The sequence below is a fragment of the Photobacterium obscurum genome, from assembly GCF_026191635.1.
Taxonomy (GTDB): domain Bacteria; phylum Pseudomonadota; class Gammaproteobacteria; order Enterobacterales; family Vibrionaceae; genus Photobacterium; species Photobacterium obscurum.
Genome location: NZ_JAKRRW010000001.1, coordinates 105,750 through 123,293, shown reverse-complemented (window position 1 = coordinate 123,293; position 17,544 = coordinate 105,750). Strand labels below are relative to the sequence as shown.

Below are 17,544 nucleotides of genomic sequence, written 5' to 3'. Positions count from 1 at the left end.
TACTCCGCACTTTAGTGCCAACAATTATAGGGTGTTTTGACCAAGCTTTGTTAGTAGCCCGTCAACATACTTAATTCTGTCTTTACGATCACTCATTGGGGCCATGACTTTTAACTTGGTCGGGCCATCCATACGATAATGCTGCGGTTGGGATTGTAACAGACTGACCAGGAAGCCAGGATCTATTGCCGCATTTTGTGTAAATTCAACATAGCCCCCTTTCTCTCCGGCTTCAATACGTCGAATACCCATTCCAGCAGCCTTTAGCTTGAGCTTGTTGACCGTTAACAGGTTGGTGGTTGCATCCGGAAGCAGGCCAAAGCGATCAATGAGTTCCACTTTCAGTTCGTTGAGTGCGTTCTCACTGTCTGCGCTCGCTATGCGTTTGTAGAGTGATAGCCGGGTGTTGATATCCGGAATGTACTCATCGGGTAGCAATGCTGGCAGGCGTAGCTCGATTTCTGTTTGCTGGCGCAATAGATCGTCGAGCGAAGGCTCCTTGCCTTCTTTAAGCGCCTCAACGGCCTGTTCCAGCATTTCCATGAACAAAGTGAAGCCAACAGATTGAATCTGGCCGCTTTGTTCATCCCCCAGCAACTCACCGGCACCACGTATCTCGAGATCATGGGTCGCCAAGGTAAAGCCGGCACCTAAATCTTCCAGTGAAGCGATCGCTTCAAGGCGCTTGACGGCATCTTTGGTCATTCGTTTCGGGTGTGGTGTCAGCAGGTATGCATACGCTTGGTGGTGCGAGCGGCCGACTCGACCTCGTAACTGGTGAAGTTGTGCCAAGCCTAAATGATCGGCGCGGTTGATGACGATGGTGTTGGCGGTCGGTACGTCGATACCGGTTTCGATAATCGTGGTACATACCAGCAGGTTAAAGCGCTGGTGATAGAAGTCACTCATGATTTTTTCCAGTTCACGCTCGCGCATTTGTCCATGGGCAAATGTAATGCGTGCTTCTGGGATCAGCTTGGCTAAATCTTCAGCTGTTTTCTCAATGGAGTCGACATCATTGTGCAGGAAGTACACCTGACCGCCACGCATAACCTCACGCAGAACGGCTTCTCGGATCAACACATCTTCGCTCTCGCGCACGAAAGTCTTGATAGCAAGGCGGCGTGCTGGCGGGGTGGCGATAATCGATAGATCGCGCATGCCGCTCATCGCCATGTTCAGGGTCCGTGGGATCGGTGTTGCGGTCAACGTCAGAATATCTACGTCCGAGCGGATTGCTTTGAGCTTTTCTTTCTGGCGGACACCAAAGCGGTGCTCTTCGTCGACAATCAGCAAGCCCAGATCATGGTAGCTAATCGAGGCATTGAGTAGTTTATGGGTACCAATCAGAATATCGATCTTCCCTTCGGCGGCATCAGCCAGAATTTGTTTTTGTTCTTTGGCTGTTTTGAAGCGCGAGAGTACTTCGACTCTCACCGGGGTATTGGCAAAACGGTCACGGAAGTTTTCAAAATGCTGTTGTGCCAGCAGGGTGGTTGGAACCAGCACGGTGACTTGCTTGCTGTTATCGACCGCAATAAAGGCTGCGCGCATTGCCACTTCGGTCTTACCAAAGCCGACATCACCACAGACCAGGCGGTCCATGGCTTTGGCCTGGCACATGTCAGACAGAACGGCATTGATTGCCAAGGCCTGATCATGGGTTTCCTCAAACGGAAAACCGGTACAGAAATCGGCGTAGGCTTCTCGATCCAGCTTGAACTTGAAGCCGGGTTTAAGCTCCCGCTTGGCATACACATCCAGTAATTCTGCTGCTACATCACGGACTTTCTCAGCGGCTTTCTTGCGTGCCTTCGCCCAAGTCTCACCACCCAGTTTGTGGATAGGTGCAGTCTCTTCGGCGCCGCCAGAGTAACGGCTGATCAGGTGAAGGGAAGCAACCGGGACATATAGCTTGGCGCCCCCCTGGTATTCGAGCGTCACATATTCGGTAGTGATACCGCCGGCTTCAAGCGTCTGCAGCCCCTGATAGCGCCCGATACCGTGGTCGAGGTGAACGACGGGCTGGCCGATCTGGAGTTCGGCAAGGTTGCGGATGATGGTATCGGTATTGACGCTCTTTTTGTCTTCACGGCGGCGGCGCTGGACGACACGCTCACCCAGCAGATCACTTTCACAGATGAAGGCGATTGACGGATTGCTAAGAATGAAACCTTGCTCAGCTGCACCGATAACAAGAGTGAATTTGCTCTGTGCTGCTGCCGCTTCATGAAGGCTGGCACATACCATTGGCCGGAGTTTGATCCGAGCGAGTAGATCCAGCAGGGCTTCGCGTCGGCCTTCCGATGCGACGGAGAAAATAATCTGGCCGTCAAATTGCTCAGAGAAACGACGTAACTCTGCCAACGGCTCCTTGAGCTGGTGGTTGATAGTCAGCTCTGGTACCGCTTCTAGCGAGGGGTTGTAGCGTCCGGCTTTGTCCGGTTCGGCATCTCGGCGGATACGAACCTGGGGCAGGGTTTTAAAACCACTGAACATTTCGTCTTTGCCGAGCCAGAGTTCGCTAGGCTTGAGCAGCGGGCGGAGCGGGTCTACCCGTCGCTGATCGTAGCGGTATTCAGCATCGTTGAGGAATTGGTCAACGGCCGGTTCTAATTCCCCGATAGTAACCAGTAGGCTAGAGTCGGGCAGATAATCGAACAGGGTCTCTGTCTGTTCAAAAAACAGAGGCTGCCAGTATTCAATCCCCGCCGGCCAGGTGCGTTTGCTGACTTGCTGGTAGATGGATTCAGGCTCGCGGCGAGCCTCGAAGCGCTCACGCCAGCGCATCCGGAAACCTTCAACTGCGATTTCATCGGTCGGAAATTCATGGGCTGGCAATAGATGGATATTGTCAATCTCGCCGGTAGAACGCTGGTTCTCAGGGTCGAATTGGCGGATAGAGTCGACTTCATCATCAAAGAAATCAATGCGGTAAGGCTGGTTGCTGCCCATCGGGAATAGATCCAGCAACGAACCACGACTGGCATATTCACCATGCTCCATCACCTGATCGACATGGCGGTAGCCGGAGGCTTCAAGTTGAAGGCGAAGTTTGTCCAGTGACAGGCGATCACCGTTTGTTACCATCAGTGCATGCTGGTGAATGTATTCGCGGGGTGTCAGGCGCTGGAGAAGAGTACTGATAGGGACAAGAATGATCCCATCATTTTGCGTCGGCAGCTTGTACAGGCGTGACAGGCGATCAGAGATAATGTCCTGATGCGGCGAAAAGTTGTCATAAGGCAGGGTTTCCCAGTCCGGAAAAACGCTGACTTCTACATCGGTAAATTGGATGATTTCAGGCTGCAGGCGAAGCGCTGTTTGAGTATCGGGGACGACAGCTAGCACTGGCCCTTGGTGAGATTGAGCCAGTTCCGCAACAGATAGGGCTAAAGCTGCACCTGATACATTGCCGATAAACCGGCTGTCTCCTTGCTTAGCCGGTAAAGGAAGAGAGAGTAAAGAATTTGCTTTCATGAGTATTTATTGGGTATCTGTTCGCTGTTGGGCGCGCTGGCGCAGTAGTTTCTGTTGGATATAAAGGGCTGCACGTATCAGCAAATCCCGATCATCTTCCAGCAGCCGGTTGTACTTGAGCGTGATCTCAAATAGCCCGTTCTTAGCCTGGCTGTCTATGACTTCGGCGTAGCAGTAAACGGCTGCAGGTGGCTTGTCTAAAAATAGCTTAACCCGAGCTAGGCTGCCGACCGAAAAGGCGTTTTTCGATAAAAATGTGAGTCTGCTGGCACCAAAGGTTTCAGTGGTATAGCGTAATGCCGGATCATCTTGTTGTGACAGCACAAAAGACAGCAATAAGTTAATCTTGCTGTTTTGTGCCGCCAGATAGTCAAGCAGAGGCTTGCTATCGTCTTTGACTAAGTTGGCAAGGGACTGCTCGACACCTTCTTCTAGGCCGGAGCATTCGCTGGCAACACGAAACAAGGGCGGAATTTCCTGGCTAAATGCCAACGCGTCGGGAAGCTGCTCGCCTTGTGCTAGCGGCTCAACATTGATGGTTAGCCCGGTATGTACCGAAAAATACTCATCCTGATTCATGTCATACTCGTGATAATTTAACTATTCTTCGATTATCACTTACACATCGCCTTCGAGCAAGCTCAGTACTGTCACTGTGCTTATTTTACCCTCTGTTTTTACATTAGTTTTACGGCACTGCATGGTAATCACAGGCTGCAACGGGTATTCTTGCTGGCAGTTTTTAACAGGGTGGTTTCGACTTCATTTATGTTTCATCCAGTCTCTTTCTTTATAGGTCTGCGGTATTTGAGAGGCCGCTCCGGCGATCGCTTCAGCCGCTTTGTATCCTATATGTCTACGGCAGGGATCACGATCGGGGTCTTAGCCCTAGTGACGGTTCTCTCGGTAATGAACGGCTTTGAGCAGCAACTCAAAGAGCGTATCCTCGGCGTCATGCCACAGGCGGTAATATCCCAGCCTAACGGCAGAATGGTGTTGGGCGATGAACCGCCAGTATCATTAACCCAATTGCCTTATGTTTCTATGGTAACCCCGCTGACCCGCAGTGAAACGGTTTTGCAGAGTGCCTCGTCCTTATCTGCTGGCTTGCTGCTCGGTGTAGAGCCCACGGCTTTCGAGCCGGTCAGCTACCATGTTACTCAGGGGGATGTGGCGAACCTGACTCCGGGCCGTTACCGCATTATCCTTGGCCAGTCTCTGGCTACTCAGCTGAGCGTTAAGGTTGGTGACAAGGTTCGTCTGATGGTGACCAGTGCCAGTCAGTACACGCCCTTGGGGCGTATACCTAGCCAGCGGAATTTTGTGGTAGAAGGGACTTTTAACACAGGTTCTGACGTTGATAAGCAGTTGATCTTGACTAATATCACTGATGCCGGAAAGTTATTGCGTTATAAGGCCGGGGAAATCACAGGATGGCGGTTGTTTGTCGATGACCCGTTTGTGGTAACCGAGCTGGCACAGGCACCGCTTGACAACAATTGGGTTTGGTCTGACTGGCGTGAGCAGCGCGGTGAGCTTTTTCAGGCGGTCAAAATGGAAAAGAACATGATGGGCCTGATGCTTGGGCTGATCATTGGCGTGGCGGCCTTTAATATCATTTCGGCACTAATTATGGTGGTGATGGAGAAACAGGCTGAAGTCGCTATTCTCAAAACTCAGGGCATGACTAACCGACAAGTACTGATGGTATTTATTGTTCAAGGTGCCAGTAGCGGGGTGATTGGGGCGTTATCAGGCGGTCTGCTAGGAACCATTGCGGCTTTTAACTTAAATTCAATTTTATCTGCATTGGGAGTGCAACTGCTGATGGTGGGTGGTTCGCTGCCAGTCGTGGTCAAGCCAATGCAAATCGTTCTAGTGATTGTCGGGGCCATTGTATTGAGCTTGCTGGCAACTGTTTTTCCTTCCTACCGTGCGGCATCTGTTCGTCCTGCTGAGGCACTGCGTTATGAGTAATTCGTTATTAGTTTGTCATGGGTTGCGTAAAGTCTATCGCGAAGCTCAGATTGAGACAGAGGTGCTGAATGACGTCGGCTTCAGTATTGATGCCGGTGAGTTGGTGGGCATTATCGGTGCTTCTGGCTCCGGGAAAAGTACCTTGCTGCATTTGCTGGGCGCGCTCGATGAACCTACCGATGGTGACGTCTTCTTTAAAGGCCAGAAGCTGAACGCGATGAATGCTAATAAGCAGGCCAAGATCCGCAACCAGGAAGTGGGGTTTGTTTACCAGTTTCACCATTTGTTGGCAGATTTTAGTGCAATGGAAAATGTGGCGATGCCACTCTTGATCGGTGGTATTTCTGCGGACAAAGCCAAATCTCAGGCGCAGAGCATGCTTGATCAGGTAGGCCTTAGCCACCGCTATGAACATCGCCCGTCGGAGCTGAGTGGTGGTGAGCGTCAGCGTGTTGCGATTGCTCGTGCACTGGTCAATAAGCCGTCATTGGTTTTGGCCGATGAGCCGACCGGCAACCTCGACCATAAAACAGCCCTAGAGATTTACGATTTGATGCGTAAGCTCAACAAAGAATCGGGTACCGCATTTTTGGTGGTTACCCATGATAACGAGTTAGCCAGCAAACTGGACCGTTGCATGCACATGCAAGACGGTGTGCTGGAGCTGGTTGAGGGGGCCTAATGTTTCGACCTCTTTCTCTTTATATCGGCAGCCGCTTCAGTCGGGCCAAGCAGCGTAACCGAATGGTGTCGTTCATCTCAATTTCGTCAACTCTCGGTATTGCTGTTGGTGTGGCGGTGATCATTATTGGCCTGTCGGCAATGAACGGCTTTGAGCGGGAGTTGCAAAATCGCGTATTGTCGGTGATCCCGCATGGTGAACTCGAAGCGGTAAAGCCGCCATTTACTGAGTGGCAGTCGGTGCTGGAAACGGTAGAGCAACACCCTCGGGTGACAGGTGCCGCACCGTACATTCTGTTTACGGCTCTGCTTGAAAAAGGCAGCAGCCTGAAAGCGGTAGAAGTACGAGGGGTGAATCCGCAGCAAGAGCGCAAGGTCAGTGCGATTCCGGATTACGTCAAGGAAAATGCCTGGGATCAGCTTTCACCGGGTAAGAAACAGGTCATCTTAGGCCAAGGGGTGGCCGATAAACTCGGGATTGAAGTTGGGGATTGGGTAACGGCAATGATCCCAAATCCCGATCCGTCACTCAAGCTTAAAGCGCCGCATCGGATCCGCCTGCAAGTGGCAGGCTTGCTCGCGCTGGGCGGGCAGATTGATCATAACTTTGCCCTGGTTCCGCTGACAGATGCTCAGCAGTACTTGTCGATGGGTGAGGGCGTTTCCGGTATTTCACTCAACGTTGATAATGTGCTGGATGCCCAGTCTATTGTCAGGGAAGTCGGATTTACGTTGCCGGTCTATGTCTACCTGAAAAGCTGGACCCAGAAATATGGCTATCTGTATCGAGACATCCAGATGGTACGTACCATTATGTACCTAGTGATGGTGTTGGTGATTGGTGTCGCCTGTTTCAATATAGTGTCGACTTTAATGATGGCGGTAAAAGATCGCTCGGCAGATATCGCGATCCTACGAACCATGGGGGCGGGTGACGGCTTGGTGAAGTCAATTTTTATTTGGCATGGGATTCTTTCGGGAGTCGTCGGAAGCCTGCTTGGTTCGGCAATTGGTTCATTGGTGGCGATTAATTTGACCACGCTGATCAAAGGACTCGAAGGGTTAATTGGGCATCAATTCCTTTCCGGTGATATCTACTTTGTTGATTTTCTGCCAACGGAACTGGCGATGCATGATGTAGTTATTGTCACGGCCACAGCGATTGTGCTTAGCCTGCTGGCTACCTGGTATCCGGCAAGACGGGCAAGTGCCTTGCATCCCGCGCAGGTACTCAGTGCCAAGTAAGCTAGTGTGTTGGGTGTAGTGTGTATGGCGTAATAGTGTGAATCTGTTCCCGTGTTTGATGTCAGCTATTAAGCTATACCAAGGTTGTCTGTTAGCTGATTCTCATCCCGCTATTTTATCATTGCACGTGACTTGTTCAGGATATAAAAAAACCTCGCTTATGCGAGGTTTTTTTATGACTGAGTATTATTGCTAGCGAAATCTGCGTTTATTCCAGCTACGCACGACGGAGTAGCGCCACAGGCCACGAATACCGAAATAGCCCACCAACCCGAAGAACACCGCACAGACGGCGCAGCCCAACAGGAAAGGAGGACCGATTTGGCTCATTTGATGCAGCAGGAACTCCCACGAAAGTTCGAAATGAAAAGGTTGATGGGGAGTGTTCATCAGCCAGGCTCCTACTTTGTAGGCACCATAGAAAAGAACCGGCATCGTCACGGGGTTGCTGACCCAAACCAGGCAGACCGACAATGGCAAATTGACACTGAACAGGATTGCCAGCCCTGCAGCCATGATCATCTGGCTGGGAAGTGGAACGAATGCCATAAACAGGCCCACAGCAAAAGCGCCCGAGGCCGAGCGGCGGTTGAGGCACCACAAATTGGGGTTGTAAAGCACATTGCCGAAAATCTTCAGCGCCTTTTGGCGTTTGATTACGTCATGGCTTGGCAAGAAACGTCTAATAACTTGTCTTGGCATTTTTATTCATTTGTTATTCTGGCAATACGGTTATGAACCAAGCCGCTGCCGGGATTGCGTTAGGGATATTATCGCTTCATTTTTGGCCGTTCATTCCAGAATACATCTGGTTTGTTACTGCCTTAATGATAGGTTGTATAGTTTCTTACTATTTTCGGCTCAACTTCTTGATCTGGGTCGTTTGCGGCATGCTTGTGGCGAAGATAGCAGCAACATCCTACGCAAACGGCGTTAGAACGATACCTATTGAGCGCGGAAATATTACCATAGTTGGTGAAGTTAGTAGCCTATTAAATACAATTATCCCAACCACTCAGGTTGATTTTAATGTGTCAGCAATAGAACAGCACAAAATATCTATGCTGACACCTGTTCGTATTCGGCTGAAATGGCCTTATGCTGTTGAAATGAAACAGGGAGAGCGGTGGCAGCTGGACGTCAAATTGCGGCGTCCGTATGGCCGGGTAAACCGTGCCGGTTTTGATGCTGAACGCTATTTTTTAGGGCATGGTCTACATGGGAAGGGGGCGGTGATCTCCGCCCAGAAAATCTATCCACCGAGTGACTCGTTGTTGTTCCAAAATCTGCCCGCATGGCGGCAGATCGCCTTTGATCGCACTGTCGAGTTAACAGAGAGTTTGGATTTTCAGCCCTATTTACTGGCATTAAGTTTTGGTTTTCGAGATGGGTTGAGCAATACCGACTGGCTGCAATTGCGAGACAGCGGGCTCTCGCATCTGATGGCAATATCGGGGCTGCATATTGGTCTTGCGGTTGTCTTTGGCTGGTGGATTGGCCGCATAATACGGGGGGCTGCGCCTGAAACTGACAGGTTAATGTGGCTTCCCCTGTGGCTTGGACTGTTGTTTGCTCTGGGGTACGCTTGGCTTGCCGGATTCAGCTTTCCTACGCAGCGGGCGCTGTTGATGAGCGCTATGGTCATGGGCTTAATCCGATTTCGAGTCCATTGGCCTGGCTGGCAGGTACTGCTTGTTGCCTTAACGGTATGTCTGGTTGTGACTCCTCTTGCTTTTTATGCGGCGGGCTTCTGGCTGTCCTTTTCTGCCGTATTTATTCTCTATCTGTGTAATATCAGTGGATTGCGCTCTGATACTTCGCGCGGAAAATCCCTGATGGTTACCTGGCGAGACAAGCTCAGGTTGCTAGCCTTGATGCAGTTGGCATTGTTGCTCTTGATGTTGCCCCTGCAATGGCAGTGGTTCGGTGGTATATCTCCATTGGCTCCCGTGATTAATTTTTTTGCGGTTCCTTGGGTTAGTTTCCTGACAGTTCCCTTGGTTTTAGCAGCAATAGTGACTTTGTGGTTACCACCACTATCGAGCGGATTTTGGATGTTGGCCGATCTTACACTTGCGCCTGTGATCTGGCTGGCGGAACTATCAACGGGGGCATGGTGGCAACTGTCACTATCTTGGTCGCCGTATCTGTTGGGGGGGATTGGTTGGATAATTCTAAGTTGGTTCTTGCCTCTCCGGCGATTCAAAAACTTGCATTTGGTGATTGTGCTGGTCATTGTCAGCTGGCGAGGGATACCGCTTTTAACCAAAGAATCCGAAAAACCAAGAGTGCAGTGGCAGGTCGACATGCTGGATGTCGGGCATGGCCTGGCGGTGTTAATCCGGCGAAATGACGCTGCGGTTCTTTACGATACCGGAAATCGCTGGGAACAAGGCAGTATTGCCACTGCTGTTATCGAGCCGGTGTTGCTCGGTTACGGCATCAGCCAACTGGATGGCATGATACTCAGTCATGCTGACAGCGATCATGCCGGAGGTGTTGAGGAGGTGAACGAACGCTTGTTGCCCGAATGGAGACGCAGTAGTGATAGACGAGATGGATTTAAGCCGTGCCGCCGTGGTGAGTTGTGGCAATGGCAGATGCTTGATTTCCGGGTGCTTTGGCCACCTAAACTGGTATCACGAGCCGCGAATCCCCATTCCTGTGTTATCGAAATCAGTGATAGGGGCTTAAATCCTGCCAACCCGACGTCAGTGCTATTAACGGGTGATATTGATGCTATCTCCGAGCTGTTATTGGCACAGCTTGAGCCGACATTAGCGCCTGATGCTTTGCTCGTTCCCCATCACGGTAGCAAAACCTCTTCGACAGCAACATGGCTCTCAGCAATGGTGCCTGATTATGCGTTGGTTTCCGTCGCTCGATACAATCCCTGGCAGCTGCCGTCTGCCGAGATCAAGCAGCGTTACCTGGACAAGCAGGCGGTGTGGCTGAGTACAGCAGAGAGCGGACAGGTAACTCTCACTATTAAAGCGGGCGATATTGAGGTTCAGCGATACCGGCAGGACGTCAAAGCTAGTTGGTTCAGAGCGCTGGCGTCGGAGTAATTTATTTATATACCCAGTGACTCTTGTTGAAATGAGCACTTTGAGGCGATTTGGGGATAAATTTGTCTAAATAACGAGCAGCTTAGGGAAGGTATGCTGGAACTTATTTGGTGCATCGGCCCGAACAGAGTAGAATGGGCAGAATTGTCTTCAAGAAAAACTGGTTTTCATGACACAGCCAACAGATCAATCCACTTGGGATACGTTTAAGCGACTCTGGCCATCAATCAGCCTTTATAAAGCAGGCCTGGGGGCTGCGGTTGTTGCTTTAATCATCAATGCCGCGAGTGACGCACTGATGCTTTCAATGATCAAGCCTTTGATGGATGAAAGTTTCGGTGGCTTAGATAGCCTTGAATCAAACTTTTTAGCAATGATGCCGTTTTACCTGCTGGGTCTGATGATCCTTCGCGGAGTGAGTGGCTTTGTTTCTACTTATTGTCTTTCATGGGTTTCTGGCAATGTTGTAATGACACTGCGCCGCCAGATGTTCAATCATTTCATGAAAATGCCAGTCGGCTTTTTCGACAAGGAGTCCTCGGGCAAGCTGCTTTCCCGTATTACCTATGACTCCGAACAGGTTGCTTCTGCGACCAGTGGCGCTTTGGTCAGCCTTGTCAGAGAAGGCGCAACGATTATCGCTTTGATGGCGATCATGTTCTGGAACAGCTGGCAGCTGTCGGCAATCCTACTGGTTATTGCGCCTGTTGTCGCGATCAGTATCCGGGTTGTTTCAAAGCGCTTTCGCCGCATTTCCAAAAATATGCAAGATGCGATGGGTTCGGTTACCTCTTCTGCCGAGCAGATGCTAAAAGGCCATAAGGTTGTACTTAGCTACGGCGGTCAGCAGGTCGAGCAAAAGCGTTTTGAGCAGGTAAGTAACCGCATGCGTCAGCAGACGATGAAGCTGGTTTCGGCTCAGGCGATTGCCAATCCGGTTATTCAGGTTATTGCCTCTCTGGCCTTGGTTGTGGTGCTGGTACTTGCCAATACTGAATCCCTTCGCGCTGAACTGACGCCGGGTACCTTTGCACTGATCTTCGGTGCAATGTTTGGCCTGATGCGCCCGCTTAAGGCACTTACCAATGTTACTTCGCAGTTCCAGCGTGGTATGGCTGCCTGCCAGACTCTGTTTGGTCTAATGGAACTGGAAACGGAAAAAGATCATGGTGACTATGTTGCTGATCGCGTAAAAGGTGATATTGAAGTTAAAGATGTAACTTTCACCTATCCGACCAAAGACTCTCCGGCACTACGCAATGTAAGCTTCTCGCTCCCAGCCGGAAAAACACTTGCACTAGTGGGGCGTTCAGGTTCAGGTAAGAGTACTATCGCCAACCTACTGACCCGCTTCTATGATATTGATTCTGGAGCAATCTCGATAGATGGCCATGGGCTTTGTGATTATAAGCTGGCAAACCTGCGTGATCAGGTTGCGGTTGTGTCGCAGAACGTACACCTGTTCAACGATACCATCGCTAACAATATTGCTTATGCGAGCGGTGAAAAGTATAGCCGAGAAGAAATTGAGAAAGCAGCAGAGCTTGCTTATGCCACAGACTTTATCAATGGAATGGATGACGGCTTTGATACCATGATTGGTGAAAATGGTGTCAGTCTGTCGGGTGGTCAGCGTCAGCGACTTGCTATCGCCCGAGCCTTGTTGCGAAATTCGCCGGTACTAATCCTTGATGAAGCCACCTCGGCACTTGATACCGAGTCTGAACGTGCTATTCAGTCGGCTCTGGATGAACTCCAGAAAGATCGTACCGTTCTGGTTATTGCTCACCGCTTGTCGACCATCGAGAATGCCGATCAAATTCTGGTGGTTGATGAAGGTGAAATTATTGAACGGGGCGTCCATGCTGAGCTATTGGCACAAAATGGTGCCTATGCCCAACTGCATCGCATCCAGTTTGGTGAGTAATGGCCAACTTCATTGAAAGAATATGGTTTGAGCAACACCCGGCAGGATTATTGCTCAAACCATTGCTTTGGCCACTGAGTAAGGTCTTTGGCCTGATTAGTCGCCATCGCCGCCAGCAGTATCAGAGCGGAAAGAAAGTGGCCTACCGCGCCCCGGTACCCGTCGTGGTGGTGGGAAACATTACAGCAGGAGGCAACGGCAAAACACCAGTGGTGGTATGGCTGGTTGAGCAGTTGCAGGCCAAAGGGTTAAAGCCTGGGGTTGTTTCTCGGGGATACGGAGCTAAAGCTCCTTATTATCCTTATCCGGTAAATATGGAGGCCTCAACGGCTGAAGCGGGAGACGAACCTGTTTTGATCCACCGCCGTACCGGCGCTCCCGTGGCAGTGTCACCGAAGCGCGCCGAAGCGGTACAGCTACTGTTAAAGCAAGGGGTGGATGTCATCATTACCGATGATGGCCTGCAGCACTATGCTCTTGAGCGTGATATCGAAATCGTGGTGATTGACGGCCAACGTCGCTTTGGTAATCAACAGCTAATCCCGATGGGACCTCTGCGTGAATCGTGCGAACGTTTGGCTGAGGTTGACTATTTGATTTGTAACGGTGGCCAGGCACATTCGGGCGAGGCGCAAATGCAACTCCAGCCTTCGCCATTGGTCAACTTGAAAACCGGTGAACGCAAGCCAGTTTCGGAGCTGGCTGATGTGGTTGCGATGGCTGGCATTGGCCATCCTCCCCGGTTCTTTAATACATTAAACGTGCTGGGAGTGACCCCTGTTGTTTGTCAGCCATTTGCTGATCACCAGGCCTTCTCCGAGCAAGAATTACAACACTTGGCCCAGCAAGGCCAGCATTTAGTAATGACTGAGAAAGATGCGGTGAAATGCCACGCTTTCGCTCAGCCAAACTGGTGGTATCTGCCTGTCGATGCAGAGTTGCCACAAGCTGAAGCTGAAGCCATTATTAACCGGATTATTGAGGTAAAGGAAGAATATGGATCATCGTCTGCTTGAAATCGTAGCTTGCCCAGTTTGTAAAGGAAAGCTGAACTACGATAAAGACAAGAGTGAACTGGTTTGTAAGTTTGACCGTCTTGCTTATCCTATCAAGGATGGCATTCCGGTGCTGCTTGAGCCGGAAGCTCGCACGCTAAGTTCTGACGAGGTGAAATAATGTCATTCACGGTTATCATCCCTGCGCGCTACCAGTCATCTCGCTTGCCAGGCAAGCCACTGGCTGATATTGGCGGTAAACCAATGATCCAGTGGGTTTATGAGCAGGCCAGTAAAGCCGGTGCAGAGCAAGTGATAGTGGCGACCGATGATCAGCGCATTGTTGATGTGGTAGAGGGGTTTGGTGGTGAGGTTTGCCTGACTCGTGATGATCATGATTCGGGCACCGAGCGTTTGGCCGAGGTCGTTGAGAAATACCAGCTGGCTAATGATCAGATCGTGGTCAATGTGCAGGGTGATGAGCCGTTGATCCCTGAAACCATCATTCGTCAGGTTGCGGACAATCTGGCTCATAATGATGCGCCGATGGCGACGCTTGCGGTTGAGATTGATCATGCTGATGAAGTCTTTAACCCGAATGCGGTTAAGGTCGTGACGGATAAAAATGGCTACGCCATGTATTTCAGTCGAGCATCAATCCCATGGGATCGTGATAATTTTGCCAAGCGCCCGCAGGAGATCCATCAGAACCTGATGCGCCATATTGGTATCTATGCCTACCGTGCCGGATTTATCAATACCTACATCAATTGGGAGCCGAGTGCGCTGGAGAAAATCGAAGCGCTAGAGCAACTTCGCGTACTCTGGTACGGTGAAAGAATCCATGTCGAAGTAGCGATTGATGCACCACCTGCCGGGGTTGATACGCCGGAAGACTTAGAAAAAGTCCGTGAGTTAATTGGTTAATCACGACCGTTAATGGATGCATATTGAAAAGGGCTGATAGTTATCTATCAGCCCTTTTTGCTATCTTTTCGTTATAAAATCTGAATATTGTCGACTTCAATCTCGGGTTCTCGGTTTAGGTGACCTTCAACCTCGCCGTAGATTCGTAGATGGGTATCGGCATTGATTGCCTGGTTGAGGCGGATATCGTCATCTAACTCGACATTAATTTCCTTCACACCATCGCTAAAAACAAAGGTATCCGAACTGATTTGTTTGACGAGCTTGCCTTCCAACACAATATCTTGATCCGAGAATAAGCTGGTGTTGTCTAGCACTTCGCTCAGGGTTGTGGTTTGTACTGGGCCGGTGTATGGGATGCTAGTCGGGTTTGCGAGTGCGACAGCTGGCATTATGATCATTGTTGCTGAAATTGCGTAAACGGTTTGTTTAATCATGGTCATCCTACCTAGGTTATGGTTGTATAGATTTCGTTTGATGAAGCTATTACACACTAGGCTGGCTGAATTCGGTGTGAGCAGGTGATTCATACTCTGTTCATGATTAGGAACTCTTCGAATGAGGGAGCTTAACGACAGGCTGGATGTAAATAAGGCCACCTAGTGGTGGCCCTGGAGAAGAAGGTAGGAGACGTTGAGTTAAGCCTTTACTGCCTCGCCGTCAGTTTCGTTGTCTGAGTCAAAGACAGTTTCGTCAGCTTGACCCAGTACGCGCGAGGTAATCGTACCGGCAGTGATTGCGCCGCTTACGTTTACTGCCGTACGGCCCATATCAATCAGTGGCTCGATAGAAATGAGCAGCCCAGCCAATGCCACTGGCATGTCCAGAGCAGAAAGCACAATTAGCGCAGCAAAGGTAGCACCGCCACCGACACCGGCAATACCGAACGAGCTGATGGTGACGATGGCAATCAAGGTCGCCATAAAGCCTGGATCGAGCGGATTGATACCCACAGTCGGAGCAATCATGACTGCCAGCATTGCCGGATAAAGGCCTGCACAGCCGTTCTGGCCCATTGTTGCGCCAAATGATGCTGAGAAGTTAGCAACGCTCTCACCATTACCCAGTTTCTTGACTTGTGTATCGATGTTCATCGGAATAGAGCCGGCACTAGAACGGGATGTGAAGGCAAAGGTCAGCACTGGTAGAATTTTCTTCAGGTAGCGTACCGGGTTGACACCAACCACTGTCACCAATAGCAGGTGCATGATAAGTATTAGGCCTAAGCCGACATAAGAAGCCGCCACAAAGCTGATTAAGCCTAGGATATCGTCGTAGTTTGAGCCTGCAACTACCTTGGTCATCAGAGCAAGTACGCCGTATGGGGTCAGGCTTAACACCATGCGAACCAGAGTGCGGACAATTTCCTGGGCCACATTGATGAATTTTTCGAAACTGGCACCTAGCTCTGGGTGGGTACGCATTACCGTCAGGCCGGCAACACCAATGAAAGCTGAGAAGATAACCACGGCAATCGTCGAGGTCGGGCGTGAACCGGCAAGATCAGCAAATGGGTTTCCTGGGAAGAAAGAAATAATCATGTCGGCAAAAGACAGGGTTTCAACGCTGGTCAGGCGGGTTTCCAGGATCTCACCACGGGCTATCTCACGGGCACCTTGAACAATCCCATCGGCAGAAAGGCCAAACAGGTTGCTAACCAGAATCCCGATTAGTGCTGAAACGGCCGTTGTCGCCAACAAAATGCTGATACTCAGGCCAGAAATTTTACCCAGGGAGCCTGAATCTTTAACTTTAATGATCGCACCGATGATTGACACTGTAATGAGTGGCATGATGATCATTTTCAGCAGGCTGACATAGCCGGCCCCGATAATATTCACATATTCAAGGGTACCAGAAATAATTTGGTTGCCGCCGCCATAAACTAGCTGTAGCGCACCGCCAAAAATAACCCCGAGGCCAAGGCTGGTAAAAACACGCTTTGACAGTGTTTGCTCTGCATTTTGTTGTTTGAACAGTAGGCCAATCAATAGGGCGAAGACCGCCAGGTTGATTATCTGATACATCATTTTGCGCACCCTAAGTGTTTTTTCGTGCCTGAAATTCCGTTTACAGACTTATCAATAAGTTAAGGCGGGCAATAATATGATCGGAATCTCAAAATCGGAATGATTTTTAATAACCTGAACTATAAGTAAATCGAACATAATAAAACTTTTTGGAATATGGATTAAGGCGCATACAGGGTGGCGGTATTTTGCGCTGAGATGTTACAGTGTTGAAGGAATGTTGTGTCTGAAATGAGGCGAGGTGCAAAGGCTGGAAGCTATCAGGCCAGCATCTGACCTGATAAGCGAGGGGATGGTTAAACAACGACTTTGGTACTATTTGACGCCAGTTCGGTAGATACATTGTCGTTTGATTCTAGTGGTTCGGGAATGTTTTTCGTCTCGCCAAGGAGATCTCGTAAGCGTTGCCACCATTGCCCCATTTTTTCGTGCCAGTAACGTTCAGTCTGTTCGAGATATTTAGCTTGCGGCTTATACCTTTCCCACGGCTGCTCGATTTTGTTGCTGGCAAGGAAGTTTGTCGGTGCCGGCGTCGGTGTCAGGCCCGCCTGATTAAATTCATACAGTGCGCGAGTCATATGGCTTGCCGAGGTAACAAGTACAAGTTTTTTATCACCGACCACTGAAGCTGCCTGAAATGCTTCCTCCCAGGTGTCTTTGGCGGTTTCTAGTAATAGAATATCATTTTTGCTGACGCCCAGTGCCAGTGCAACCTTGGCCATCATTCGCGCCTGACTGATATCGGTTCCGCCGCCATAGCCAGATAGAATCAGTTTTGAACCCGGAAAGAGGCGGTGAATACGCATGCCTTCAGCAAGGCGCATGAGCGATGTTCTTGAAAGCTCCGAAGTCATTGGCATGGCGTGGTCAATAACATGCCCGCTACCCAATACCATGACAAAGTCGACAGTTTTTGCCGACGGTACATAAGGATTATTCTCACGTTCTAATGGCCGCAGCAAACTAGTGGCAATCGGCTGGAAAGACACCAGGAAGATACCGACAAAAGCAAAGGTAATGAAACAAGATGCTAGTCCACTACGGCGGGTAAACCAAAGTAACAGAAGCCCCAAGAGCCCGATAATAAGCAGAGCGGGGAGGGGCATCAGTAATGCAGAAACAATTTTTTTTAATTCAAACATGCAATGTAGTCCGAAAAATCAGCAGTTGAGCTCGAAAAAGCACCACAAGCCTTTATTCCTATAACGCTTGTG

14 protein-coding genes are annotated in these 17,544 nt (G+C 50.1%); 8 read left to right on the top strand and 6 right to left on the bottom strand.

Translation table 11 applies throughout. The features are described from left to right. Positions 1-24: 24 nt before the first annotated feature. Together mfd and MD588_RS00530 are read right to left on the bottom strand one after the other, a co-directional pair. Positions 25-3,480 carry a transcription-repair coupling factor gene (gene mfd / locus MD588_RS00535; protein WP_265694806.1) on the bottom strand — a complete coding sequence of 1,152 codons (3,456 nt, stop codon included), beginning with the start codon at positions 3,478-3,480 and terminating at the stop codon, positions 25-27. 6 nt (positions 3,481-3,486) lie between these two features. Further along, positions 3,487-4,059: a PilZ domain-containing protein gene (locus tag MD588_RS00530; RefSeq protein ID WP_265694805.1), complete on the bottom strand. Its 573-nt coding sequence runs from the start codon at positions 4,057-4,059 to the stop codon at positions 3,487-3,489. Between the two features lie 189 nt (positions 4,060-4,248). On the opposite strand from MD588_RS00530, the gene lolC reads away from it, so the two are divergent. The 3 genes from lolC to lolE are packed head-to-tail and all read left to right on the top strand — an operon-like array spanning position 4,249 to position 7,383. Next, positions 4,249-5,457 carry a lipoprotein-releasing ABC transporter permease subunit LolC gene (gene lolC / locus MD588_RS00525; RefSeq protein ID WP_265694804.1) on the top strand — a complete coding sequence of 403 codons (1,209 nt, stop codon included), beginning with the start codon at positions 4,249-4,251 and terminating at the stop codon, positions 5,455-5,457. Beyond that, a complete protein-coding gene (gene lolD, locus MD588_RS00520; RefSeq protein WP_265694803.1) occupies positions 5,450-6,139 on the top strand; it encodes a lipoprotein-releasing ABC transporter ATP-binding protein LolD in 690 nt (229 codons plus the stop codon). The genes lolC and lolD overlap by 8 nt, the downstream gene beginning before the upstream one ends. Continuing rightward, positions 6,139-7,383, top strand: coding sequence for a lipoprotein-releasing ABC transporter permease subunit LolE (lolE, locus tag MD588_RS00515; RefSeq protein ID WP_265694802.1), 1,245 nt, complete (start codon positions 6,139-6,141; stop codon positions 7,381-7,383). The genes lolD and lolE overlap by 1 nt, the downstream gene beginning before the upstream one ends. Before the next feature lie 192 nt (positions 7,384-7,575). On the opposite strand, the gene MD588_RS00510 is transcribed toward lolE, so the two are convergent. Next, positions 7,576-8,085: a DUF2062 domain-containing protein gene (locus MD588_RS00510; RefSeq protein ID WP_265694801.1), complete on the bottom strand. Its 510-nt coding sequence runs from the start codon at positions 8,083-8,085 to the stop codon at positions 7,576-7,578. 32 nt (positions 8,086-8,117) lie between these two features. Between MD588_RS00510 and MD588_RS00505 the strand changes: the two genes are divergently transcribed. From MD588_RS00505 to kdsB, 5 genes are all read left to right on the top strand, one after another. Beyond that, a complete protein-coding gene (locus tag MD588_RS00505; RefSeq protein ID WP_265694800.1) occupies positions 8,118-10,451 on the top strand; it encodes a DNA internalization-related competence protein ComEC/Rec2 in 2,334 nt (777 codons plus the stop codon). A 169-nt stretch (positions 10,452-10,620) separates the two neighbouring features. Continuing rightward, complete coding sequence (gene msbA / locus MD588_RS00500; RefSeq protein ID WP_265694799.1) at positions 10,621-12,378, top strand: lipid A ABC transporter ATP-binding protein/permease MsbA; 1,758 nt, start codon at positions 10,621-10,623, stop codon at positions 12,376-12,378. Continuing rightward, positions 12,378-13,394, top strand: coding sequence for a tetraacyldisaccharide 4'-kinase (gene lpxK, locus MD588_RS00495; RefSeq protein ID WP_265694798.1), 1,017 nt, complete (start codon positions 12,378-12,380; stop codon positions 13,392-13,394). Before msbA ends, lpxK begins: the two co-directional genes overlap by 1 nt. Continuing rightward, complete coding sequence (locus MD588_RS00490) at positions 13,375-13,554, top strand: Trm112 family protein (RefSeq protein WP_265694797.1); 180 nt, start codon at positions 13,375-13,377, stop codon at positions 13,552-13,554. Before lpxK ends, MD588_RS00490 begins: the two co-directional genes overlap by 20 nt. Then, positions 13,554-14,300: a 3-deoxy-manno-octulosonate cytidylyltransferase gene (gene kdsB, locus MD588_RS00485; RefSeq protein ID WP_265694796.1), complete on the top strand. Its 747-nt coding sequence runs from the start codon at positions 13,554-13,556 to the stop codon at positions 14,298-14,300. Before MD588_RS00490 ends, kdsB begins: the two co-directional genes overlap by 1 nt. Before the next feature lie 71 nt (positions 14,301-14,371). Here the strand turns inward: kdsB and MD588_RS00480 are convergent, their stop codons facing one another. The 3 genes from MD588_RS00480 to elyC all read right to left on the bottom strand — a co-directional run bounded on the left by MD588_RS00480 (position 14,372) and on the right by elyC (position 17,472). Beyond that, the gene (locus MD588_RS00480) at positions 14,372-14,734 is read right to left on the bottom strand and encodes a YgiW/YdeI family stress tolerance OB fold protein (protein WP_265695173.1); all 363 of its coding nucleotides are present in this window, start codon (positions 14,732-14,734) and stop codon (positions 14,372-14,374) included. Positions 14,735-14,938: 204 nt separating this feature from the next. Then, entirely contained in the window at positions 14,939-16,330 is a 1,392-nt protein-coding gene (locus MD588_RS00475) for an L-cystine transporter (protein ID WP_265694795.1), read from the bottom strand. Positions 16,331-16,626: 296 nt separating this feature from the next. Further along, on the bottom strand, positions 16,627-17,472 hold the full coding sequence (gene elyC / locus MD588_RS00470) for an envelope biogenesis factor ElyC (RefSeq protein WP_265694794.1): 846 nt from the start codon (positions 17,470-17,472) through the stop codon (positions 16,627-16,629). Between the last annotated feature and the right edge of the window lie 72 nt (positions 17,473-17,544).